General features: G+C 44.8%; 14 protein-coding genes and 1 pseudogene. 11 read left to right on the top strand and 4 right to left on the bottom strand.

Annotated features, from left to right (window positions below; translation table 11 throughout):
- Window positions 1-120: 120 nt before the first annotated feature.
- The 6 genes from LOZ80_RS11225 to LOZ80_RS11250 all read left to right on the top strand — a co-directional run bounded on the left by LOZ80_RS11225 (window position 121) and on the right by LOZ80_RS11250 (window position 14,051).
- Window positions 121-3,231, top strand: coding sequence for a glycosyl hydrolase (locus LOZ80_RS11225; RefSeq protein WP_238171510.1), 3,111 nt, complete (start codon window positions 121-123; stop codon window positions 3,229-3,231).
- Between the two features lie 116 nt (window positions 3,232-3,347).
- Window positions 3,348-5,552, top strand: a complete 2,205-nt coding sequence (locus tag LOZ80_RS11230; protein ID WP_238171511.1) for a helix-turn-helix domain-containing protein — start codon at window positions 3,348-3,350, stop codon at window positions 5,550-5,552.
- A gap of 169 nt (window positions 5,553-5,721) precedes the next feature.
- Complete coding sequence (locus tag LOZ80_RS11235) at window positions 5,722-7,257, top strand: extracellular solute-binding protein (RefSeq protein ID WP_238171512.1); 1,536 nt, start codon at window positions 5,722-5,724, stop codon at window positions 7,255-7,257.
- A gap of 67 nt (window positions 7,258-7,324) precedes the next feature.
- Entirely contained in the window at window positions 7,325-12,400 is a 5,076-nt protein-coding gene (locus tag LOZ80_RS11240) for a DUF4962 domain-containing protein (RefSeq protein ID WP_238171513.1), read from the top strand.
- Between the two features lie 419 nt (window positions 12,401-12,819).
- Window positions 12,820-13,620, top strand: coding sequence for a P-loop NTPase family protein (locus LOZ80_RS11245; RefSeq protein ID WP_238171514.1), 801 nt, complete (start codon window positions 12,820-12,822; stop codon window positions 13,618-13,620).
- Window positions 13,621-13,640: 20 nt separating this feature from the next.
- Window positions 13,641-14,051, top strand: coding sequence for a GNAT family N-acetyltransferase (locus LOZ80_RS11250; RefSeq protein ID WP_238171515.1), 411 nt, complete (start codon window positions 13,641-13,643; stop codon window positions 14,049-14,051).
- A gap of 65 nt (window positions 14,052-14,116) precedes the next feature.
- Here LOZ80_RS11250 and LOZ80_RS11255 read toward each other — a convergent pair whose 3' ends face one another.
- Window positions 14,117-14,902 carry a hypothetical protein gene (locus tag LOZ80_RS11255; protein ID WP_238171516.1) on the bottom strand — a complete coding sequence of 262 codons (786 nt, stop codon included), beginning with the start codon at window positions 14,900-14,902 and terminating at the stop codon, window positions 14,117-14,119.
- Window positions 14,903-15,494: 592 nt separating this feature from the next.
- On the opposite strand from LOZ80_RS11255, the gene LOZ80_RS11260 reads away from it, so the two are divergent.
- The 3 genes and pseudogenes from LOZ80_RS11260 to LOZ80_RS39470 all read left to right on the top strand — a co-directional run.
- Window positions 15,495-16,091, top strand: a complete 597-nt coding sequence (locus LOZ80_RS11260; RefSeq protein WP_238171517.1) for a TetR/AcrR family transcriptional regulator — start codon at window positions 15,495-15,497, stop codon at window positions 16,089-16,091.
- A 104-nt stretch (window positions 16,092-16,195) separates the two neighbouring features.
- Window positions 16,196-17,017: an SDR family oxidoreductase gene (locus tag LOZ80_RS11265; RefSeq protein WP_238171518.1), complete on the top strand. Its 822-nt coding sequence runs from the start codon at window positions 16,196-16,198 to the stop codon at window positions 17,015-17,017.
- A 109-nt stretch (window positions 17,018-17,126) separates the two neighbouring features.
- A pseudogene (locus LOZ80_RS39470) lies at window positions 17,127-17,416 on the top strand (transposase zinc-binding domain-containing protein); the annotation flags it as partial.
- A gap of 497 nt (window positions 17,417-17,913) precedes the next feature.
- Here the strand turns inward: LOZ80_RS39470 and LOZ80_RS11270 are convergent.
- Window positions 17,914-18,846, bottom strand: a complete 933-nt coding sequence (locus LOZ80_RS11270) for an aldo/keto reductase (RefSeq protein WP_238171519.1) — start codon at window positions 18,844-18,846, stop codon at window positions 17,914-17,916.
- Window positions 18,847-19,365: 519 nt separating this feature from the next.
- The gene (locus tag LOZ80_RS11275; RefSeq protein ID WP_238171520.1) at window positions 19,366-19,581 is read right to left on the bottom strand and encodes a hypothetical protein; all 216 of its coding nucleotides are present in this window, start codon (window positions 19,579-19,581) and stop codon (window positions 19,366-19,368) included.
- 793 nt (window positions 19,582-20,374) lie between these two features.
- Here LOZ80_RS11275 and ppsA point away from each other — a divergent pair.
- Complete coding sequence (gene ppsA, locus LOZ80_RS11280) at window positions 20,375-22,969, top strand: phosphoenolpyruvate synthase (RefSeq protein WP_238171521.1); 2,595 nt, start codon at window positions 20,375-20,377, stop codon at window positions 22,967-22,969.
- A 27-nt stretch (window positions 22,970-22,996) separates the two neighbouring features.
- Here the strand turns inward: ppsA and spoVB are convergent, their stop codons facing one another.
- The gene (gene spoVB / locus LOZ80_RS11285; RefSeq protein ID WP_238171522.1) at window positions 22,997-24,547 is read right to left on the bottom strand and encodes a stage V sporulation protein B; all 1,551 of its coding nucleotides are present in this window, start codon (window positions 24,545-24,547) and stop codon (window positions 22,997-22,999) included.
- Between the two features lie 163 nt (window positions 24,548-24,710).
- Here spoVB and LOZ80_RS11290 point away from each other — a divergent pair, with 163 nt between their 5' ends.
- Complete coding sequence (locus LOZ80_RS11290) at window positions 24,711-25,262, top strand: AAA family ATPase (protein WP_238172957.1); 552 nt, start codon at window positions 24,711-24,713, stop codon at window positions 25,260-25,262.
- Window positions 25,263-25,415: the final 153 nt, after the last annotated feature.

The following is a 25,415-nucleotide window of genomic DNA, read 5'->3' on the forward strand; positions in this document are numbered from 1 at the left end:
AATAAAACATTTGTAGGTTTTTGTTTATATACGTCTTTCCAAAACAACTCTAAAATAGGTGCAGCGGAGAGTTGAGCAACATAGATCTCTGATTCAGTTTAACAACGGAGGTCACTTGGAATGAACAGGAAAAAACCAACCGATTACGAGCTTCTAAAAGAAAAATTTAGGACGCCTCCGATGGAACATCGCTCCGTACCGTTCTGGTCATGGAATGGTTTGCTGGACCAGAATGAATTGGACGCACAAATTGAAGGATTCAAGAAACAGGGAATGGGCGGCTTTATGATCCATGTAAGGGAAGGTCTGGAAACGCCGTACTTAGGTGATGAATTTATAGAACGTATTAAAGAAACAGTTGCCACAGCGAAGAAGGAAGGCGTTTCTGCGTGGTTATATGATGAAGACCGCTATTCATCAGGAATGGGCGGAGGCAGGGTCCCCCGGTTAGGCGGCGACGCTGTGCGGGCTAAAGCATTATCATTATCGATTTGCCGCAATTATGAAGAAGACGATACGATCCAGGCGGTCTATCAGGCGAGTATTCTCGGCAACGAGCTGCATAGCTGCAAAAGCATACACGATTGGAAAAATCCGATTCATTTGCAAGCGGGAGAAGAAGTCTATTTGGTTATGCGCCGTCATATCGCATCGCCGAATGAGTGGTGTCACGGTGATACCTATCCAGACAACATGAATCCCCAGTCGGCCCAATTATTTATCGAGACGACATATGAATGCTATAAGGAAGCGGTGGGAGAGGAGTTTGGGCGCACGGTTCCAGGGATTTTTACGGATGAACCATCGATTCGGGGATTTCAGGAGCAGCTTAATGAGCCGGAGTTGACTTGGATATCCTGGTCGGATCTCTTACCCCAAGCTTTCTCAGATAGGAACGGTTATGAGATTTGGGATACACTCCCTTACTTTTTTTTCCTGGGCCCGTTCTCCTCGAAGATTCGCCATGACTACTGGAAGATCGTCACCGAAATGTTCTGTGATGCCTACACGAAGCAGATCGGCAACTGGTGTGGAGTAAATGGTATCTCCTTTGCCGGGCATTTCTGTGAGGAAGGAGATATCGTCGGCGCGGTCCGACACTGCGGAGCTGTCATGCCTCATTATCGGTATATGGATATCCCCGGAATCGATACGTTGTGCGAGCAAACGGATGAGAGCCTGACGATTAAGCAGGTGTCCAGCGTAGCGAATCAATATGGAAAGAAAAAGGTCATTACGGAAACCTATGGTGTCACAGGATGGGGCCTGACGTTCGAAAGCCGCAAATGGATTGGGGACTGGCAGTTTGCGCTTGGCGTTAACTTTTTGACCCATCATCTTGCCCTGTATTCTCTTCGTGGATGCCGCAAGCGCGATTATCCGCCTTCCTTCAATTATCATGTGAACTGGTGGGAGCATAATCGTGTCATGGAAGACTATTTCGCACGGCTAGGAGGAGTGCTTAGTGAAGGCACCGTAGTCAGGGATATATTGGTGATTCATCCAGCGACCTCGGTTTGGACGAAACTCGGACAGGATGTTTGCTCAACCGAATGGCTCAATCATGCCGGAAATACGGAAGAGCTGAAGGAATACAACAGAGCATTCAACGAACTCATCCAACAACTCCTTAGCGAACACTATGATTTTGATCTGGGAGACGAATTGATTCTGGAGGAGATAGGTCGCGTACATCAAGATACGCTGCTCGTTGGACAAGCAAGTTACCAAGTTGTCGTACTGCCCGGACTCCATAACTTGCTCAGAACAACGTACGAACTGCTGATCACTTACCTGGATGCTGGAGGAAGCGTACTATCTTGCGGAGAAGTTCCAATGTGCATAGATGGAGAACAAACACACGAATTGCAATCCTTGCTGGGTCACCCACGATTTCATCGGCTTCAGACCCAACATGAGCTTTTGAAAGAACTTGCATCTTATGCAGGCCGTACGCTTCGTTTAATAGACCACAACGGACAAGAGGCCGTCCAACTAATGTGCATGCGTCGAGAGCTGTCGGACTGCACGGTTTTATTTGTTGTCAATAATGACCGAGAATCCGGATGTGAGGTAGAAGTTCGAATCAAAGGAAGTGGACGGCTAGAAGAATGGAACCCGCTTACAGGTGAAAGTTGGGAGAAGCCTGTCCAGTCTCACAATGGGGATATCATTTTCCAAGAGCATTTCGGTCAAGCAGATTCCAAATTGTATATCTTATCCCATTCAGGAGAGACAACGTTGCCCGCAGAACAGAAATGGGGTAATTCACAACCATTGACCAGCCTTGGCCCAGTTACCCGGTTCACCAAGACAGCTCCTAACGCCGTTGTCCTTGACTCCTGCCAATACCGGATCATAGATGAACCATGGTCTGAGATGATGAGTGTTTGGCAAGCTCAACAACTCGTTCGCGAGAGACTGCAGATGAGACAAGTTTTTGCTAATGGCAATCTTCAGAGACATTTTTGGATCCACGATTCTCATATGAATAATGGCACGCCAATGACGATTAGGTTCGTTTTCCATGTGAAGGATATCCCGGTAACCGATACGTTTATTGTCTTCGAGCAAGCGCATCGCTTTCAATTTCGATGCAACGGACAATTCATTTCAGATAAACCAGACGGCTGGTATTTGGATCGCAGTATGTCAAAACTTAAGCTTCCGTTACTGCTTCAAGGAGAGAACAGGCTCGAGATCAGTTGTGAATATACACATGATATGGAGATCGAGGATGCATTTCTAATCGGCGACTTCGCTCTTGACAGCAATTGGAGTCTGGTTAAGGAACCAACGAGTCTGCAATTTGGAGATTGGTGCTTGCAAGGTTATCCCCACTATTGCGGAAGTATGGTCTACCACTTCGAGTTTAATGTGAATCTTGAGGAAGGCAATCGGATCGTGTTGGAACTTGGTCCTTATGAGGCAGTCACATTATCTATGACAATAAACGGACAGCATGAGCAGCCAATCCCATGGCGTCCTGCGAGGGGAGTAGAACTGACTGGATTACTTACAAATGGAATCAACTCCCTTGATATCGAGGTTGTTGGCAGTCCGCGAAATCTTCTTGGTCCCTTGCATGAGGCCAGTCCAAATCCAACTTGGGTTGATTGGTGGTCTTTTCATCCTGCTGGACAGGCGTATTCACCCGAATATGTCCTTCGTCCATATGGTTTGATGGGGCAAATTCATATTTACCAGATCGCTCCCAAAGCAAATACTTAGAGGAACTGAACCCGCGTTAGCGCGGGTTTTAATTATTTGTAAGCCGCGCGAAAAACCGCCTTTACATGCCAGTACTTCCTCTGATTAAATGGTAGTATCAAGAAAGGCGGAGCTGCATGAGAAAACTTCAACCATTCTTTTATATCAAGAATAGATCTACATCCTTGTTTCTTAGACTTCTCTCAGGCTTTCTGTGCATTACTTTGCTTTTGAGTACCCTTACGTTATATTCTTTTACTGTTTCCAAACAAAATGTCCGGAAGGAAATCGTTAAGTATAATACCCTTATGCTGCATAATACGATGGAAAGCTACGAGAAGCATTTTGACATGATCAAAAGGCAAATGCTGCTTTATTTCATCAGTGAGAAAGTGCAAAAGTTTCACTCGAATCCGAAATACATTGATTTCCCCGGCATACAACAGGATATAAATTCATGGGTCTCCAATAATCAGTTGTTTATCAACAATATTGTTCTTTACTCGAAGCGCAATGAGATGATCTTGGAAAAGGGAACGAGTACAAAAGTAGATACGATGTTCCAGGTTTTCTATGAGAACGAAGCGTATTTGCCTGACTTCTGGCGCGGGCAGTTTAACCAGGATTATAATATTCGCATCTTTCCTTCCTCCATTTTTCATAACCAGATGTATCGGGATCAGACAGGGGACGAAGAGCTGATTCCCGTCATTTTCAAAACGTCAGGCAATAGCGATTTCATGATGATCGTATTCCTTGATGCAAGCAAGATGTATGAAGCTTTTCATCGTACGATCAACGAAGATTTTATGATTCATAACGGACAGGGTCTAGCCCTTTTCCGAAGTAAGGGTCAGGATCCGCCCATTGATTTAGAAGATCTGGGCAAGCACAGTACCACAGAATACCAGAGGGAAACCGCATATTATTTTCAGTCTACGGGAGCGGAAAGCGGTTTCACGTATGTCCAGCGGGTCCCGATTGAAAGAATCGCCTCCCAAACCCGTTTGAACATTACCTTAATTATCGCCATCGCGATCTCAATCGCGGCAAGTATCGTCATTTCCTGGTTGTTCGCTGCTGGCATTAACAATCCGCTTCAGAAGGTAATCGCAACGATTCGAGGGGAGAATGACGGAAGCGTCTTTCGTTCCTCCATTCGAGAATTTAATATTATCCGCCATCAAATACAGGACAAGAACAAGTTGCATAAGCAGTTATCCTTTCTCCACCAGCTAAGAGCGATACAAGGTCAGGATGCAACCCCCATCTCATTTGTAAACAAATCATTTATGGTTGTTTTGTTCCACGCGATGATCAGAGGAGAGGGAGAGAAGGAGCACGCTTCTTTTCAAACTTGGCTTAGCTACATGAATGTGTACATGGAAGATAGAATTAGTAAGGCATTTCCGGGTTCCTTAACTTTTCAAATTGAGCATAATCAGATCCTCAGTCTTGTTTTTTCGGACCGAAGGGAGGAATTAGCGAGTCAACTTGCCCGAATGGAAGCTTTATTCGAGCAGGATAGAGCATTCGGCACGATTACGATGGGGGTCTCCTCCGTGCATAGTCATTCCGAAGAGATTGCTGTTGCTTACCGAGAAGTTCAGATCTTGATTCGGGAACGCAGAATGGTTGACAAAACACAGATCATAACGGAACGAAGGGAGCAGGCAGATTTAATCGCCTTCGCGTCGGATCAATGGAAGGAGTTTCAGGTAAACCTGCGCGAAGGAAATGAATTACAATTGACGAACTTAGTGGAACGAACGTTTATCAGATGGCTAGGGAAGGAACCGTCCGCTGCCACGATGGTTGAATTCGGAGGAAGCTTGGTTGGCAAAATAAAAAGCGAGGCATCCCCGCTGGATATTTCTCTAGGCCGGCTGCAGTCTATCTTCCAACATGCCGAAAGCCAAATGCAGGCTTGCATTACGATGGAAGAACTGGAGCAGTTGCTTCTCAATTGGGTTACACAGGCTGCGGAGGCATTTCGCGAGAAGAAACAGCTGCGTGATCCAATCACGTCGTTCGTTGTCGATTATGTAACCGATCATCTTGAGGAAGAGATCTATCTGGACCTCCTTGCGGAACGTCTGAATTTGAGTGGAAGCTATTTGTCCTACTACTTCAAAGAGAAGACGGGGATGAATATCGTAGACTTTATTAATGAAAAAAGAATTATGCAGGCAACTACACTGCTCACCGACAACAAATTGAAAATCCACGACGTTGCAGCAGCGGTAGGGTACCGGAATATTACATCATTTAATCGTATGTTTAAGAAGTATGTCGGGCTTACACCTAGCGAATTTCGCAAGAAACCCGAATTTGATACATAACTGTAAGCTCCGCAGTGCGGAGCTTTTCCTTTTTCATCGCAAGCTGTGCACTTTTTTGGCTTTTTGAGATTTTCTTTGGATATACCAAAAAAGTAGAAGAATGAATGGCTTTCGTTCATTTACGGATCGTTCAATGGTATCTATGATAAGGATTGAAAGGAGTTATTTAATGATACGAGTATCAAAGAGAAGTTATTTGGTTTCGATGATCGTTTTGGCATCCGCAGTGTTTGCCGGCTGCAGCAGCTCCACCGATCATTCAGCGGAACCTAATCGTGCAGGAACGGTGAGTCCGACCAACAATGCCGTATCGAGCTCATCTGTTTATACTCCCGCTACGATTCGTGTGTTTACCGAGTACAATACCGCTTGGCCACCGAAAAAGGATTGGGGTGTATGGAAGTGGGTGAAAGAAGAGACGAACATTACGGTCAATCAGAAAACGGCGACCTCACCAGAGTCGCTCTCGCTGGAAGTCGCCTCCGGCAACATGCCGGATGTCATGTCCGTTTTCCCAGGTGATGTGCAGAAATTCGGCGCACAGGGAGCTTTCCTCGATTTGTCCAAATATATGGACAAAATGCCCAATGTGAAAGCTTATCTGGATGTTAAGCCGGATATTCGTGCCAGAGTTACACAGCCCGATGGAAAGATCTACAACATCATTAACGATGGAGCGGGTACAGGCAACCAGTTAGTCTGGTTCTATCGCGACGATGTTTTCCAGAAAAACAACTTGAAGGCGCCGTCGACCTGGGATGAGCTTTATCTTACAGCAAAGAAGTTGAAAGAGCTTTACCCGGAAAGTTATCCTCTTGTATTCCGCCATGGCATTAATACTCTGTTTGCATTCGCTCCTACGTTCGGGGTATATCCGGAATTCCATAAAGATCCGGTTACCGGCAAGATGAAATACGGTGTGAACGATCCTAATTTCAAGAAGATGATCGAGTATCTGAATAAGTTCTATACAGAGGGCTTGTTCCCTCCCGATTGGCTCTCCATGGATTATAAAGCTTGGTCCCAATTCATGGCGACGAACAAATCATTTATCACCGTGCAATACATTGGACAAATTGAAATCATGAACAATCAGATGAAGGAAGGACATTTGAAATTTATGGCGCCTCCGCTAGGAGCAGGGAGCAAAGCGTTTCTGCCAAAAGGCAATTATGAAGATTACGGCTTTGCTGTTGCCTCCAAGACGACAAACCTGGAAGCATCGCTGCGTTACCTGAATTTCATCTATTCGCAGAAAGGCCGCGATGTGCTCAGTTGGGGGAAAGAAGGAGAGACGTACACCGTCGAGAACGGCAAGCGCAAATTTAAACCGATCTTTAAGGAAGCGAATGATTTGCGCAAAGAAGCTGGCATTCAAACGGCTGGAACGTATGGATGGTTCGACTTTGATGCCTGGCTCTCCCTTGTAAAAGATAGCGAACAAGAGGCTTATGTTGAAGCGCAGAAATACCAATTCCCAGTCAACAACATTTTACCTATTTTGACGAAAGAAGAGATCGACGCCATCGTCACACAAGCTGATCAACTCAATAAATATTACACGACTTCCGTTAGCAAGTTCATCATGGGCGAAATGCCGTTAGCGCTGTGGGATACATTCATTTCCTCCTTGAATCAGTATGGACTTGCTAAGCTGCTCGAAACGTACCAAACCGCTCTAGAACGACAGAAAGCGGGCAAATAATGCTTTGCAGGAAGCTTTCACTTTAGTGTTGGGGTAATCCCGATATCATGAGAAAGGGGAATGAATAATGCACGTAAGAATAATAAAAATCATAGCTTTCTGGCTTTCCTTGCTGTTGCTAGGGGGACTATATCCTGCTTCATTTCCACAGTACGCCAGTGCTGAAGGTACGGCGCTGCAGTGGCCGGTATTCGCCAATGGCGAGCATATGCCCTATCGGCCGGAGGACTCGCTCGTCACCTCGCAAAGTCCGCCCGATTTCAGCTGGCCGCCCGCACTAGGTGCAGAATCGTACCAGCTTCAAGTATCGCGAACGTCGGATTTTGCGGTAGTTGCACACGAAGCGAGCGCTTTGATGACCAATTTCTACAACTTTGCGGATGCGTTCGCAGCGGGTTCTTGGTATTGGAGGGTACGCTACTTCCAAAGCGGTACGGCTTCGGAATGGACGACAATTCGGCGGTTTCGAATCCAGGAGAATGCTGTACCTTTTCCTGTACCCACTGTAGATACAATGATCAGCAAGGTGCCAGCAGCCCATCCACGCATATGGACGACACCCGATACGCTTCTGCAGTTCCGCAGCTACGCGTTGACGAGCGGTAAAACGTTCTATGATGCCAAGTATACGCAAGCTGTCAGCAATTTGAACGCATCAATGCCTTCGGAGCCAACCACTCAGGGGAAATCATATACCGATGACGTTTTGAACAATTTAATGACTGCTGCTTTTGTTTACCTGATTTCAGGTGAGGAACGATTCGGACAAAGTGCAAGGGCACAGCTGCTCAACGTGGCTAATTGGGATACGAATGGCACAACGAGTTACGTGAAAGTTGGCCAGGTGCACCGAGCAATCACTTATCAATCAGCAATGGCCTATGACTGGGTGTATAGTTTGCTCAGTCCAAGCGATAAAACAAAGATTCAGACGATGATTGTATCCCGTATGACTGCCATGTATGATGATCTTCTCGTCCAACATCCCATTACGAAGAATCCTTACGATGCACATGGCTGGACCGCCTTAGGGTTCATGGGAATTGTCTCTATTGCTCTCCTGCGTGATATCCCAAATGCGGAGCCGTGGTTTAAAGCAATCGTTCCGCCTTACATCAATTTGATGCCCAACTGGGGCGGTGAAGATGGAGGCTGGTCGCAAGGAACCGGGTATTGGCAATGGTCAAATTTGACAAATAAAGAATTTATGGACGTTCTGCTAAGCGCTACAGGTATGAATCTATATGGGAAAGCGTTTTCACGCAATGAAGGAATGTTCCCCTTGTATGCGTTTCCGCATGGATCTCCCAAAGGGATCATCGGTGATGGGACACATGACGCTCCCGGAGCGCCAAACGTTACCACTTTTCAAAGACTGGCTCAAATGTTTCAAGACCCACGGATGCAATGGGGCGCGCAGGCGGTAGGTTCGCCTTCGTTAGATCAATTGAGCAAGTATTTCTACGGTGACAACAGCGTAGAAGCTCGCCCTCCGGTCGATTTGCCAAACTCCAAATGGTTTAAAGACATTGGCCTGGTCGCCATGCATTCCGATCTTCTGAACCCGGAACGCATTTCGATGTATTTCAAATCAAGTCCCTATGGCAGCTATATCCATAGCCAAGCGGATCAGAACAGCTTTGTCATCAATGCGTACGGCGAATCGCTTGCGGCGAAGACCGGCTATTACGATGACTTTAACAGCGCCCATCGTACGAATTATACGGCTCAGACATTATCAAGCAATGCGATCACGATCGACGGGAAAAAGGGGCAGCCCATCAACAATATCGATGCAGATGGAAACATTCTCGGTTTTGTAACGCATCCTGATTTCGATGCGACCAGCGGCGATGCCACAGCAGCCTATCAGGGAAGTCTGACGAAGGCCGTTCGGCATATGATTTACGTGAAGCCGTCCATGTTCGTTGTGGTAGATCAACTGAAATCTGCGAATCCAGCCGGTTCTGAATTCGAGTGGAGACTGCATGCCGAGGACCAGCTAATACTAGATGCGGATCAGGCTGGTGCGACCATTCTCAAAGGAAAGGCGGGACTCAAGACGCGAATCCAGTATCCTGCGAACATGCGAGCGACGCTGGAAGATAAATTCATAAGTATGGATGGGCAAGAGGTACTGCCGAAAGGCGATTATGCCAATATACCGAGCCAGAAACATGCTGCATTCATTACGCCCAAGTCTAACAATTCGACGATCGTTGCAACCATGGGGGTCTACGAGTCAGGAACAGCAGCACCGAATGTCGTTTCTGAAAACCATGGGAATTATATGAAGATGAGCTTTGAAGATGGGAGTACGGTATACGTCAGGCTGACGGAAAGCGGAGAAGTTGATGCCGGAGCGATTCGTTTCGACGGCGCAGCAGCTTCAGTTCGTGGAGATTCTGTCATGCTCGTATCGGGGACGAAGCTTGTGAAAGATGGCGTCACACTGCTGTCCAGCGATAAGCCGGCAACCATCGCATTCGGCAAGCAGGAATTGTCTATTTCAGGAGCGGAAGAAACGAACGTGACGATCCATGCGAATGGTATTGCTCGAGTGAGAGATGAGCAAGGGACGGATATTCCGAATACGGGAAGTGCGAGCGAATCTTTGGGACTCCGAGGAGTGTTTTGGCAAGCTTCGCCCACGGCGCTTACGTTGCGTGTCGAGAAGGGCTCTCAGTCGTTTAAATTGAATAACGCCCCGAGCTCGGAACCACTAGGCAACGTTACGCTCCAAACTAACGTTAACGGCTCGAATCAATCCGTCGTGCTGCATGCGCAGAGCGATCTGGAAGGTAATAGCGTAGCTTGGGGCAATTTGGTTAACTCAGAAGGACTTTATGAGGTCGTTGAGGCACCGAATGGCTTTCTGTTCGAACATAGCGGAAGTCAGAAAACTCTCTATTTGGAACAGGACGCGTCTATTATTTTACATGGTGCTGCAGATCATCCGCTAACGCTTCGCAAACTGGGGTCAAATATTCCAGTCAACACGCAGGTTCGAGATGATTATGACAATGTGAGAAATTTGCTTAGCGTCCAGCAGGAAGCAGAAAGGTTTGATTCTTCAAGAGGAGGGACGTTCACCCGGTATGCGACGCGTGAATTCTTGTCTAATAAAATTGGAGTCGGCAACTGGATCACGAAAGGGCAATGGCTTAGCTATTCACTTGACGTTCCGAAACGAGGCAACTATGACCTGGTTCTAAAGTATGTGTCTGGACCAGCCGTTGGAACGGCAAGGTACTTGCAAATCGGAATCAACATTCCCGCCTATTTCCAAGTTCCTCCTACACTTGATTACGGGCAAGATCAAGCAAATTGGAGATCGCTGCGAGTCAAAACGGGTACAATGCTAGAGCCCGGACCCGTTAGATTGACCATGTGGAACTCGAACGGTCTGATGAATTTGGATTGGATCGGCCTTATGGAAGTGAAGGATGACGAAGTTCCTCCGACGGTCCCCGCCAACCTTCGTCTGGTAACGACCACGGATACGACTGCAACGATTGGTTGGGATGCCTCCAGCGATAATGCAGGCATTAAGGAATACCGAGTTTATGTGAACGATGTATTTCAAGCGACCGTTACAGGGAACGTGACCGAGGCGATCGTTCCTGGACTCACTGCTGGAAACGGCTACCGGATTAAGTTGAGAGCAATCGATACGAGCGATAACCCGTCGTTTGACAGCTTACCGCTTGATATCGTGACCGCGGATTCCGCTGCACCCGACTGGAGTGGTGATGCTGCCTTGCGTACGACGCTTATTTTCCCTGAGACGGCAAGACTGTCTTGGAGTGAGGCGACTGATAACTCCGGTCAACCGGTTACTTACAACCTTTATCTTATCAACGGATCCGCCGTAGACAAGATTGCGACTGTCAGCGGGACAACATATGATGTGCAAGGATTGCAGCCTAGCAGTATGTATCGCTTCAAGGTGGAGGCTGCCGACTTGCGAGGTAATCAATCCATGTACGGACCATCCGTCCTGGTGAAGACTCTGGCTCCAGGCTTAAGTGGAGGGTTTTATGAATCGTTTACGAATATGCCTGTGGGACCGCTTGCTTCCGGAAACGGCTGGATTGTCGATACGAATCATGGAACGTCAGTGAGCGTAACATCGTCGGCTTACACATCCGATAAGGCGGTCAGTCTTAAGGATACGTATTACGATCTAGCGGATGAATACCGAAGAGCTCCCGTTTTGGCAAGGAACATTCCGGCTATGAGCGGAAGAGTTGTCTTCGAAACAAAATACAAGTTCAACCCGGTCAGCAATCCATATGGCAATTATGAAATTGAGCTTCACAAGAGCGGAGCGATCGCCGCTCGTCTGTCAGGTTTTTCGGGAGGAGGCTTTGGTTATTGGGTGCTGAATAATGGCACTTTGAAAACGATGTCGATTCCGTCCAATACAGGAGGTTTCAAAATTCCTGTCGGCGATTGGATCAAATTAAAGGTCGTTGTTGACACGAGTACGAAAACCTATGATTTTGAGTTCGCCACAGCTAGTCTGAAGAACTACCCCGGTAATGTAGATTCTCCTGGCACATTAGACAAGACAAACGGTATTTATCGAATTTCCGGTGTGCCCTTCTATAACGGGAACACGACGATTAATGCCATAGATTCTTTCAATTTTAGCCCGACCCGGTACACGGGGGATTATACATTGGATGATCTGGCATTCTACAAGGAAACCGTCCTGCCTGAGGCTGCGCTTACAGCGCCTGACCGTGCAGGAATAGCTGAGTTAGTTCCCATTGATTTTAGTTTGCGTAATGTAACAAATATTGCCTCTGAGAAAGTTGCTTTTCACTACAATACTCAATTATTTGACTTTGTCAGCTTGAACAGCACTCAAACCGGTATTACGGTTACGAATACGGTGTATGATCAAGCTAACGGAACGGTTACCGTCAATGTCAGCAACAGTGGTTATGGAAGCGGAACGGTCAGCGGTGATCAAAAACTGCTCCAATTGATGCTTCGTGCCAAATCGGCAACTGGCATCGGCAGCGTTGAGGTCACCTCGGCACAAATAACCAATTCGACCGGTACGGTGACAGATATCAACGGTTTGCCGGGTAAAACGATCCGTGTGCATACCGTTACGGGCATTCAGCAGTAAGCTTTGAAGAGGCTTATCTTATAACCATAATAGAAGAGGGTCGATTCGCTAAGAATAAGGCAGCTAAACGTGCCTATTACAGAACCTAGCTACAGGCTAGGTTCTCTTTTTTGCTCAAGTAATCGGCAGCAATGACTCCACTAACCAAGGCGGTTAATCCTTGTGGATATGACTCTGTTAAGGGTGCTCGGCTGCCTTCTCAGCGATCGGACAGGAGAGTTTAACCTTGACTCTTATAAATGGTGTGGGTATTATTACCATAACGTTGATGGATTGGGGAGAAGTGTATGTTTAAACAAACAGTGAAACAATTCCATCATCACAACGGTGTTAACACATTCCACGATAAGTAGGGTACACACTCATGAATCTATGTAAAGACCATACTTTTATAAGAAAGTTTAGGAAGAGTGAATCGCATGCGAAAGAATTGCAAATTGATTTTGGTTGAAGGGTTGTGCGGCACGGGCAAATCAACTCTAGCAGAACGATCGCATAGCTACCTGGTACAGCAAGGTATTTCCTCCCGTTTCTATGACGAGGGATCAAAAGGACATCCAACGAGTTTGAATTGGCACGCTTTCTTCCGCGAAGAGGAATATAAGGAACTTCTGATGCGGTATCCAGACGCCGCTAATGAAATCCGTTCATGGGCCATAAAAAATGGTAGCAATTATCTGATTCCTTATCGTGAAGTCAAGGAATTCCACGAGTTGGATGCACTCTATTCCGAGCTGAAGTCTCGTGAACTATGTTGGACGGATACGCCTGTAGCCTCGCTGTCAGAGTTTACAATTTCGATTCAGCGGCATTGGGCACGTTTCGCTGAGCTTGCCAGCGCCGTGGAGGAAGTATATGTGCTCGAAGCGGTGTTTTTCCAACATCAGATACATGATTTGTTGGGTCATTATGAAGCTGTTGATCGCCAAATCGAGCATCATATTCAGGAAATCGCCACTCAGATTGTTGATTTGCATCCTGTGGTGATTTATTTAACTCAGCCGAGTGTGCGGGAGCAGCAGGTTTGGATTTCTTCCATCCGTTCAAAACCCCACGTCGCAACGGAACAAAATATTAGGTTTATGGAAAACCGCAAGCGGATCGAATTGAGCTTGCTTGATAGGCTGCCATTTCCATCCTATACAATTGAAAATGATAACCTTGACTGGGAAGAAGTTTTTAGTAATATTGTGGAGACCATAGGACGACACATTGAATAGCGGTATCAAGGAGGAATAAGATGAAGATAGTTGTCGCAATGGATTCAGACTTTGAGTACATATTTAAACATGATCATCATATTTTAGAGAATTTGATATTACCAAAAATTAGAAATAAAGAAATATATATACTAAAGAACCAAAAAGGAAGTAATATTGGATGGATGAGGTACGGATATTTCTGGGATAATACGCCTTTCATGAATATGATTTGGATCGAAGAACAATATCGAGGCAAGGGTGTAGGCAAGCAAGCTGTCCTATTATGGGAAGATGAAATGAAACAAAAAGGCTTTAAATTGGTTATGACGTCTACCCAGGCTAATGAAGAAGCACAGCATTTCTATAGAAAGTTAAGCTATCAGGATGCTGGATGTTTATTACTCGAAAATGAGCCGTTGGAAATTATTTTGACTAAAAAATTAATTTAAACGAGAGACGATAGCTTTGTAAGTCAAGTGATGAAAGATTGCCATTGCGAGATCATCTAGAGCCGCTATGCTTTATTTTGAATTAAATCATTGGCAAATCCAGCAATTTTATTTTTCATAAAAAGGTTGATGTCAAAGTGGGTTTCGATGAATGCCAAAATTGCCAATGCAGATTCAGGGCATTTTTCATAACCTTGAATCATATTTGGTAAGGATGCGGCCAATGACGGGTAACGTATCTCATAGCGTCTTTCATTTTGAAAGAGGTCCTTGAAATAAGCGGTCTCATTAACTAATTGATTAGAATAAGACAATAAGTGGTCGATTGCTGCATGTTGAATATGCCTTGCAGCAGATAACTTTTCTCCGCGAGCAAAACGACAAAGCCCCACATAAAGACTTGTTAGCACATCACCTACAACTCTGCTCAAATCCGTTTCCTCATAGTTACATGTGTGAGTAGGTAAACAAAGACTTTGATCGAAATCTTCTTCACACCAGATGATCCGACCATTAGCATGAGGAATTTGGGCCACTTCATCCTCCTCCAGAATACCGAAATCACAGTAGATCCCATCTTCATAGAAAATCCTGTATCCATCTTTGGTAAACAAATAATAGTAGCCTATAGGAGCAATGGAGGTTAACCAATCGATATTTTCAATAAGTGTTAACTTACTGCCTTTTTTGGCAATGGCTAAGAAATCCAAATCTGAATAAGCATCCATACGCTCGGTTTCTGCGACAGAGCCAAAACCGATTAATGCTCTGGCTACTCCTGTATTCTGTAAAGATTGGCTGATTTGTTCTAATCGCAATAGCAATTTTTCTTTCTGATTTATATGTGTCATAGAGCGTCTTCCTTTTCCTTAATGATCTGAGAATTCCAATAAACAGGAATGTACGTTAAAGCAATGGCTTGCAAATTAGCGACTTGTAGGAGAAAGAAGGGGAATCACCTTGTTTGCTAATGGATTTAGGTGGGCCCAATAAGTCCACCTAAACACAAAACAAGCCTTAGAAGTGATACTTAAGGCTCGTTCTGCGGTCAGTTAAGCTAGATCAGCACCAACCTCTTTCAGGCCAATCCTCCGAATATACCTTTGGTCCAGGCCAGTCACTTGCACTGGCTGCTCCGGAAAATGTTAGTAACATACAGACTACTAAAGATGCAGTAATAAAACCTAATGTTAGTTTTCTCATCAATTATTGTCTCCTTTATTACCTATTTATTAAGCGGAAATCCTTGGAAATATTATCTTATCAGAGATTGGTAATATTTTACTAGGGTTAAAAAGACCAAGACTTTATGCCCTCAAATAAATGAGATATCCTATCTATATGGTAGGAATTACCTATACCCAGGGAGGGTTGACTTAAGGACTCATTTGTATTATGGTTAGAACGATCATTCGATCTATTTTGAGCGAGAGGAGGCAGGACATGTTCGAACGATACAATAAAGTTCAGAAAGCTGTTTTGGAGACAACGCTGCATCTGATTATTGATCGGGAGCTGCAGGCTACATCGATGTCATTGATTGCTAAGGATTCCGGAGTCTCAACAGGTAACATCTATCATTACTTCAGCAGTAAGGAAGACATCATTAATGAGCTTTACAAGGCTATCGTGCAGTTCAACGGGGAGTTCGTAACGAAGGACCTGAACCATGCCGATTCTGTACAGGAACAGTTCCAACAGGCTTGGAATCGTGTTTTTGAACTGGGCAGGAAGTATCCGAAAGGCTTTCGGTTTATTGAGCAGTACTCATTCTCACCCTATATTTATGAGCAGACCAAGGAAGATGCCTACAAAGGTGGTTGGTGCGGGCCGCTCGAGAAGCTGTATCGACAGGCGGTCGAGGACGGTGTGTTCGTTGCGCTTGAGCCGCATATGATGGTTCAGATGCATTACGGGTCGATCGTCTATCTTCTAAAGTTATATCAACGAAACATGCAGGACCTTACAAAAGAAATCGTTGATCAAGCAATCCTAGCCTGCTGGAACGCGGTGAGCAAAGAAAAAGGTTCGAACGGTTAAGTTCAGCCTGTTTCTTTTAATCAAATTAGATCGAACGTTCGATTTATTTATAGAATGAACGTTCATTACAACGAAATACTATAATTAGTATCGGAGGAATTATTATGCCAACAAAAACCATTTTTATTAGTGGAACCAGTACGGGGCTTGGCAAGTTGACGGCAATTCATTTCGCGAAGCGCGGCTGGAATGTTGCTGCAACGATGCGCACCCCGGAAAATGAAACCGAGTTGACAGCATACGAGAACGTAAAGCTATTTAAGCTAGACGTCACGAACCTGGAGGAAGTCAATTCCGCCGTCGACGATGCGATTGCGGCCTTCGGGAAAATCGACGTCGTCGTCAACAACGCAGGAATGGGCGTCTACGGTGCGTTGGAATTGGCTTTGGAAGAGACCATCGATTGGCAGTATGCCGTGAATGTTCGTGGTCCGATCAATGTCATTCGTAAATTTTTGCCACATTTCAGAGCCGAAGGCGGAGGCATGTTTATCAATATTAGTTCATTCATGGGTTTCACCACGGCCGTTCCGCTCGGCTCCTTGTATAATATGTCCAAATTTGCGCTGGAAGGTTTGACGGAAGGACTCTATTACGAGCTCAAACCTTTGAATATTGAACTTCGACTCATCGAACAAGGCGGCTCTACGGGTAACAATTTTAAGAATAATATCCGATGGAACAAAGAAGAGAGCATCACGGCGTATGACGAGCTAATGAATAAAATTACCACGATGATGAATAATTCCGATCACAGCAATCTCGATGATCCACAAATCATCGTCGATGCCATTGCGGCTCAAGCAACCGGAGAAAGCAACCAATTCCGAACGGTCGTTGGCGAAGCAGGCAATAACTTGCTGGCGCTGCGGAATTCGCTTCCCATCGAACAATATCTGGAAACGATCTTGCAAGGCTATATGTAACATTTTTTCGCGGATTATTACAGAGCGGGCATTCTGTAAGGGGAGAAAGCACTGAAAATCGATTGGATTTAAGGGATTCTCCCTTTTTAGTTTTTGGTACATTTGGAATATGAAACAGGACATCCTATATCGAATTTTCTTTGATGAGAATCGGTACTGGGAAGCCTTTAAAAGTGAGCATGGCCAAAAGATACGTCCCATAGTGCAGAAAGAAATCCAAAAGTTTCGAGATTGCGGGACCCCAAAAAAATGGTTTAAGCTGCTCACAAGTGAAGGGTGCCACGATCTTGAGGTGGTTCCCTATCGGTGCAAGGGACTTTCTGCACGACGTGTTCATGTGTAGAAACGGAAGAGTGGAGCCGAGTCTTGTCTGAGAATGTATGTCATGTCAACCATCGACGAAGGTCTAAGGGAACGTCAATCCGCGATACTAGAAAAATATGTCAGGATAGCGAGTTGGAGGGAACTACAGTGCGCTATCATTCTGAAAACCGCGATATTCCACGCTAGAGGGAACTACGATCCGCTATGTCACCATTTTCCGGTTGGAATCAGCAGTTTTCGCTTAAATAGCGGATCTCAGTTCCCTTTCATGCTGCGTTTACCCTAGTTTCCGCCATATAGAGGATCATAGTTCCTTTTCACACGACGCTCTCTGTCATTGCAAGGCCTAAAGGGAACTAGGGGCCGCTATATTGTTGAAAACCGTAATAAAGACGCTCATCACTTTGGGCGGCAAAGCTGCTTTTCTTAATTGCATTGGGTTTAGCGACAAAAGATAATAAGGGTTTACTGGACAGATTGTTCCAGTTGTGGCCGGCTTTGTTGATGCTCTTACCAAGAATACGTTGAATACATGTAAAAAAGTGCAGGTAATTCAAGCGGTTTTACCAAACCTATCTGAAAATACGATCAATTTCGTTGATTTCTTCTTCAGTCAGATGGACGTCTAATGTTTTTAAATTATCCAGCACTTGCTCTGCTATTTTTGCTCCGGGAATGACAACATCTATTGAATCATGTGCCAAATACCAAGCAAGGACTATATGAGCAACTTCGGCATTTTTTTCATTTGCAATTTTACGGAGCTGCTCTACCTTTTCTAGATTTTTTGTGAATTTATCGATCTGGAAGTGAGGCATATCTTTGCGCAGATCATTGAATGTCATATCCTTATTGTATTTACCGGCCAGCAAGCCTGATGCTAGTGGGAAATATGGAATAAACGAGATATTATTCTCAGTCGTATATGGAAAGAATTCTTGTTCCGCTTCACGCTGCAGCAAATTGTAGTTTCCCTGTAAGACATCGATATAACCATCCTTATTTGCTTCTTTCAATTGTTCAAGTGAGAAGTTAGAAACGCCAATTGCTCTGATTTTACCTTCGTCCTTTAGCTGTTTTAAGACTCCAACCGCCTCATCTTTTGGTGTATCCTGATCTGGAACATGAATATAAAATAAATCTATGTAATCTGTCTGCAGCCTTTTCAAACTATCTTCAACGGCTTGTTTTAAAAAAGCAGGCGAATTATCCATGGCAATATCATTGCGGACAAGTGTAAGCCCGCCTTTTGTTGCAAGGATGAATTCATGACGCTTTCCTGCTTCTTTTATCACTTCACCAACTAGCTCCTCTGAACGTCCTGTTCCATAAAAAAACGCTGTATCTAAAAAATTCACTCCATGGTTGATTGCAGCCCGCACCAAATCTTTTCCCGCTTCTTCATTTAAATTAGGAAAAATATTGTGCCCACCTACAGCGCTTGTTCCAAGTCCGATTGGATTGACAAGTAAATCAGTTTTACCAATTCTTATTTGCTTCGTCATTCTCTTCAACTACCTCTCATTTTTATGCTTGATTAGTTAATGTAACTACCTTGAATCTTTGGCAGCGCAGGTTGCCACTTCTGGAATGCTACCGACTTGGTTAGACTGAGTATCACCGAACATGCCCCCAGTGCAGCGTTGAATCCGGGACTTGCGAATAGGTACGTTCAGTAGGGGACTCGTCAACCTGCGCTGCCGCGACACTGGTCAAGTCCAGCGGGCCGGCTTCGGGGTGCCGGTATTCGGGCAGCAACATGGGTCTGGTTATTAGTAAAAGCAACATGACAGGCATGCCCTTAAGGAACACCGAGCCCACCGATCTCCCAGTGTCCTCATGGTGATCAATAACCCGGCTAGCATGAACCCGTAGATGTCGATGATCCGCAAATGCTGAGCGCTTAGAGCTGGTAGGCTAGCAGGGCTAGTACTGCAAGCCCTATCCATTCCCTTATGCCGGCCTTCAGCTCATTTCCAAATAAGGTGTTCTTCATTCATTATGCAGCTCCAAGCCCAGCTTATCTAACTTGAATTTTGTGCCGTAGCAGCGTCGAAAATGTATATAGGACCGTTCAGCGGGATGCCTTTGTTGATTTCTCGACCGCCAACCCGAATGTCAAACTCGTCGGCTTTGCGAACCACCGGGCTTTGGCTGACGGGTCCGGCCAGAAGGGAAATACCGGCACGGGCGATGCCTGATAATTTCGCATGTTCTCCAAATTTCCACTCCTGCTTCATGATCATTACCTTTTTTTCGCGCGAGGTTTTTTACCGGCATCCACATCATAATGCATTACGTTACGTAAGTTTCAAGAGCAAAGTGAAAATATATATAAAATATAGGACAACCCCAAAACGAGGGGATAGAAGAGAACAGTTGCACAGACAGCAGTTTCCCTGCGTATCAATTGCCTAACACGTCACTGGTTCCAAACATAACAAGCAATGCATTGATCGTAGCTCAAGACAGATTAGAACGTTGGGTGATGTATATTGAAATGAAGCTGGATTGGAAAACAGAGGCAAAGATCAAACCGGAGGGGAAAGACATAAGACAGGCCAGAGCAGGGGATGTAAGAGTGGATGTTTCGATGAGCCACTTCCAATCGATAAATCCCAGTAAGGGAACTCAAGTACGCTAATTAGGCAAATATCGGGGATGCTAACGAAATAGCGGAACTACAGGGCCTTATATCCACGAAATGAGCAAAATTTCGCAGCAATTAGCAAAATAGCGTACTGTAGTTCCAACTCAGTCGCGATAATGCCACTTTTGGCTAGAATAGCGTACTGTAGTTCCCTCCCAACGAGACAGCTTGGGGAACGCGGAGATCGCTATATATTCAAAAAAGAACCTGGATAGGTTTATCCGGTTCTTAGTATTGCATATAAACAGACACGATGATATAATCACATCACGACTATATTTGAATTCATGGACATAGCTAATGCATTCTACAATTTAAATATACCATGTCGGTAAGCTCTTGTCAAATGATTTCCTCAATTTAATCGTTAGGAGAGATGCGGAATGAATTCTTTGGTACTCGGTTTTCAGGAAATAGAAAAAAACCAGCTTTTGCTCGTTGGTGGAAAAGGGTTGAATTTAGGGGAATTATCAAAAATTGAAGGCATACAAGTACCAGAAGGATTTTGTGTTACAACATGGGGATATCCTAAAGCTATTGCACAAAACGAAACGTATCAGGCTTTGTTGGATCGATTAACCGTACTAAAAGCAGAAGATCGAGATCAAATTGGTGAAATCAGCCGTGAGATTCGACAAATCATTATGGAAATAGAAATTCCTTCCGATGTTGTGAAAGCAGTTACTCACCATCTTTCACTGCTTGGTGATGAACAGGCTTATGCAGTTCGCTCAAGTGCGACTGCTGAAGATTTACCATCGGCCTCTTTTGCTGGTCAGCAAGACACGTATTTGAATATCATCGGCATAGAAGCAATCTTGCAGCATATCAGCAAATGTTGGGCTTCCCTATTTACGGACCGCGCGGTAATCTACCGTATGCAAAATGGATTCGACCACAGCCAAGTTTATTTATCCGTTATCGTTCAAAAAATGGTATTCCCAGAGGCTTCGGGGATTTTATTTACCGCTGATCCCATTACTTCGAACCGTAAGTCGTTATCCATTGACGCCAGTTTTGGACTTGGAGAAGCGCTGGTCTCTGGCTTGGTTACTGCTGATAGCTATCAAGTACAGGAAGGGAAAATCGTCAATAAGCGGATAGCAACCAAAAAATTGGCTATCTATGGACGAGAAGAAGGCGGAACAGTGACAAAGCAGATCGATCCTGATCAACAAAAGACTCAAACACTTACTGAACAACAAATTCTTCAACTGGCACATATCGGAAGACAGATCGAAGCTTATTTTGGAAGCCCACAAGACATCGAATGGTGCTTGGCCCATGATACATTTTATATTGTCCAGAGTCGGCCAATCACTACTTTATACCCGATCCCTGAAGCGAAGGATCAAGAAAATCACGTCTATCTCTCTGTTGGTCATCAACAAATGATGACAGATCCTATAAAACCATTGGGATTGTCTTTTTACCTGTTAATTACTCCTGCGCCTATGCGTAAAGCCGGTGGGAGGTTGTTTATTGATGTTGCACCTAGGTTGGCTACAACTGTCGGCCGGGAAACTTTATTAAATACCATTGGATCCGATCCGCTTACAAAAGGTGCACTCATGACCATAATAGAGCGAGATTTTATACAATTGTTACCAAATGATCAAACAGCACCGATTCCGGGCAAAAATAATATAGATATGCTGGCACAATTTGAGCACGATCCGACCATTGTTTCTGATTTGATTAAGCGTAATCAAACATCGATAGAAGAGTTAAAACAAAACATCCAAACGAAATCGGGATCGGATTTGTTTGATTTTATTCTGGAAGATATTCAGCAATTAAAGAAGATCTTATTTGACCCACAAAGTACGGCTGTGTTTATGTCTGCTATAAATACTACCTCATGGATCAATGAAAACATGAACGAGTGGTTAGGCGAAAAAAATGCAGCAGATACGCTTTCTCAATCTGTACCAAACAATATTACCTCAGAAATGGGTCTGGCGTTATTGGATGTCGCGGATGTGATTCGTCCCTATCCAGAAGTAATTGATTATTTACAACAGGCAAAAGATGATAACTTTTTGAATGAACTAGTTAAGTTTAATGGTGGACTGGAAACCCAAGACGCTATCTATGCTTTCCTCCATAAATTCGGAATGCGTTGCGCCGGAGAAATCGATATAACCAAAACTCGTTGGAGTGAAAAACCACTTACACTTGTCGCGTTGATTCTCGGTAACATCCAAAACTTTGAGCCTAATGCTGGTAAACGGAAATTTGAACAAGGGCGACAGGAAGCTTTAGAAAAAGAACAAGAGTTATTAGATCGATTGAAACAATTACCGGATGGTGAACGAAAAGCCAAAGAGACGGAACAAGCGATCAACCTAATCCGGAATTACATCGGTTATCGTGAATATCCCAAATATGGCATGATTAATCGCTACTTCGTATATAAGCAAGCTTTAATGAAAGCAGCCGAACAACTCGTACTAGCGGGCGTTATTCACGAAAAAGAAGATGTATATTATCTCACTTTTGAAGAATTTCATGATGTCGTACGCACTAATAAACTGGATGAGCAGATCATCAACAAACGAAAAGATGATTACAAATTTTTCGGGAAATTAACCCCCCCGCGTGTAATCACGTCTGATGGTGAAATCATTGCAGGTAAGTACGAACGAGAAAATCTCCCAGCGGAAGCTATTGTAGGTTTGCCTGTTTCTTCCGGAGTGATTGAGGGCCGAGCACGTGTCATTTTAAGTATGGAAAATGCCAATCTAGAGGATGGAGACATCTTAGTCACCTCTTTTACTGACCCTGGCTGGACCCCATTGTTTGTATCCATAAAAGGACTAGTCACCGAAGTTGGCGGACTGATGACCCATGGAGCAGTTATCGCTCGTGAATATGGCTTGCCAGCAGTTGTTGGAGTGGAACATGCTACCAAGCTGATAAAAGATGGGCAACGAATCCGCGTGCATGGAACAGAAGGGTATATTGAAATATTGTAATGGCTGCTTTTTCCTTTTCGAGTAAACTTACCATGGTATCGAAAATCGGTGACGCGTACTTTTCCAATTCAAAGTACCCGTCAATAGGAGTGCAGCGAAATAGAGAAGCAAGGAACAGACGATTGAAGTGACTACACACCACAACTGCGACATACCATGGCTGGCAACATAGTCATAGGTCCAGTGACCGCATATCACCATCAGCATCATGCAGATCATAACCTTGACATAAGGACGAATATTCCAATAAAATCCAATCGAGCTTGAGATGGAAAAGAAGTTTAGCAGCGTTTGTATTACAATGCCGATACCGATTCCGTACGCAACGCCAATAATACCAAATTGGCTGCCGAACACGAAGATCGAGACACCTTTGAATACAGTAGCTATTACGTAATTCCATAAGGTAGTCTTCGCACGTCCGAGCCCGAGCAAAATTGCATGTAGCGGAGCGTCGAAATAATGCAGGAAAAACATCGGCGCAAGGATTTTCAGAAGCAATCCTGCTTCCGGTGCATGATAGACAAGTATCATTAGTGGAGTTGCCCACTCATACAGGATAACGGTAGCAGGCGCGCCGATCAGGAGTCCCAAGATCATAGCCTGATTCATCCGCTCATGTATGAGCAGACTGTTCTTGTTCGCCGCTGCCTCGCCAATCGCAGGAATGAGAGCGGTGGACAAGGACTGCGTGATGAAGCTAGGCATGAACAGCAATGGAAACGCATAGCCAGCCAGCTGCCCGAATTGCTTCGTTGCTAACGCCGTGCCGATGCCAGCCAGCGCCAGGCTGGTTGTAATAAGAAGCGGCTGAAAAGTGCTATACAACGAATGAATAATTCCATGCACGGTCGTCGGCAATCCAATCTGGAGCAGCTCGCCCAGCGTGCTTCTTCCTTGTTTCAAGTGGCTTGACCAAGTTTCACCGGGCAGCTTCGATTCACCGTATAGCTTGTAGCTTATCACCAGGAATAGGAGGCTGATCGCTTCGCTGACAACTGAGGCAGTCATTGCTCCGGCAGCTGCGTATGCAACACCATATGGCAGCAATAGGTGAACCAGTGCAAGTACACAGGCGATTTGTACCGTATGCTCCAATACATCGGAAGCGGCAATAGTCTTCATCTGCTGCATGCCGCGGAAATATCCCTTTAATACGGCGGAAACAGCGACGATAGGCGCGATAGGCGTAATCGCCAGCATCGCGTAGTAAGCGCGTTGGTCGCTTAGAAGAATGGATGCAATCCACTCAGATCCAAGTAACGTTACGGTCGTGAGCGCTACGCTCAAGACACCTGTAACAGCAAGCGAGACATGCAGAATGCGTCTCACTTTCATTCGTTCACCGCGGGCGTGAGCCTCCGCGACCAACTTTGAAATTGCCACCGGCAATCCAAGCTCCGTAATCGTAATGACGAGCGGGACGAGCGGATGCGCCATCATCAAGATACCGATTCCTTCTGCGCCCAGTACGCGAGCGATATACATACCGCTGATAAAACCGAGAATACGGTTGATGAAAGCAGCGACAGACAAGACCAGCGTACCTCTCATGAACGATTGCCCGTGTTGTGACATGACATGTGTCCTCCTGTTTATCGAATACTTAAATGTATTCAATAATTGGGAAAGCATGCGAACGAGCTGCTCGTGATGTTATTTTGGGACGAATATGTGAAGGATATTGAAGCTCTTTTACAGAATTAAGGAATTACAACTTTCACACAAAGCGGTGATCTATCTGAATAGGCATATTCCGAACAAAATACATATTATAGGCTCAGTCGGCAGCGGAAAAACCACACTTGCTAGAAATTTATCCGGAAAGATCAACATTCCTTATTATGAATTAGACAATGTGGTTTGGAAAAGGCATAATTCTGAAGATATTAGAAGATCTGACGAAGAAAGAGATGAGTACTTAAATACAATAATTCGTACTGATCGATGGATTATAGAAGGTGCTCATAACCATGAATGGGTTTTCAAAAGCTTTCAAAATGCTGATTTAATCATTTTCTTGGATACCCCGTATGCAATAAGAATAAGTAGGATTACCAAAAGATTTATTTTGCAAAAACTAGGGATCGAAAAAGCGAACTATAAACCAACATTCACTATATTCATGAAAATGTTTGAATGGAATGCTGGATTCGAAAAAAAAAGTAAACCGATGATTTTGAATATGCTCCATCAGGATAATATAAGGTCTTTGATTTTAAAGGATAACTGTAAGATTGACGACTACTTTAATGAAGTCAATGGGGTTGTGGGCCTTTGCTCAATCTCATAGAAGGACAGAGTAAATGGTTAAAAAAGTTCTGCCACATTCGAATTAACTTATTATAGTTGGTGCGTGGCGCGGCAGTGGTGGGAGTCGAGTTGCTTGGTTCGGTGAGTGAGACTATCTGGGGAGTGGAGAGCGACACGAACTGGCGGAAAGCGC

Origin of the sequence: Paenibacillus sp. HWE-109 (assembly GCF_022163125.1) — a bacterium.
Lineage (GTDB): Bacteria > Bacillota > Bacilli > Paenibacillales > NBRC-103111 > Paenibacillus_E.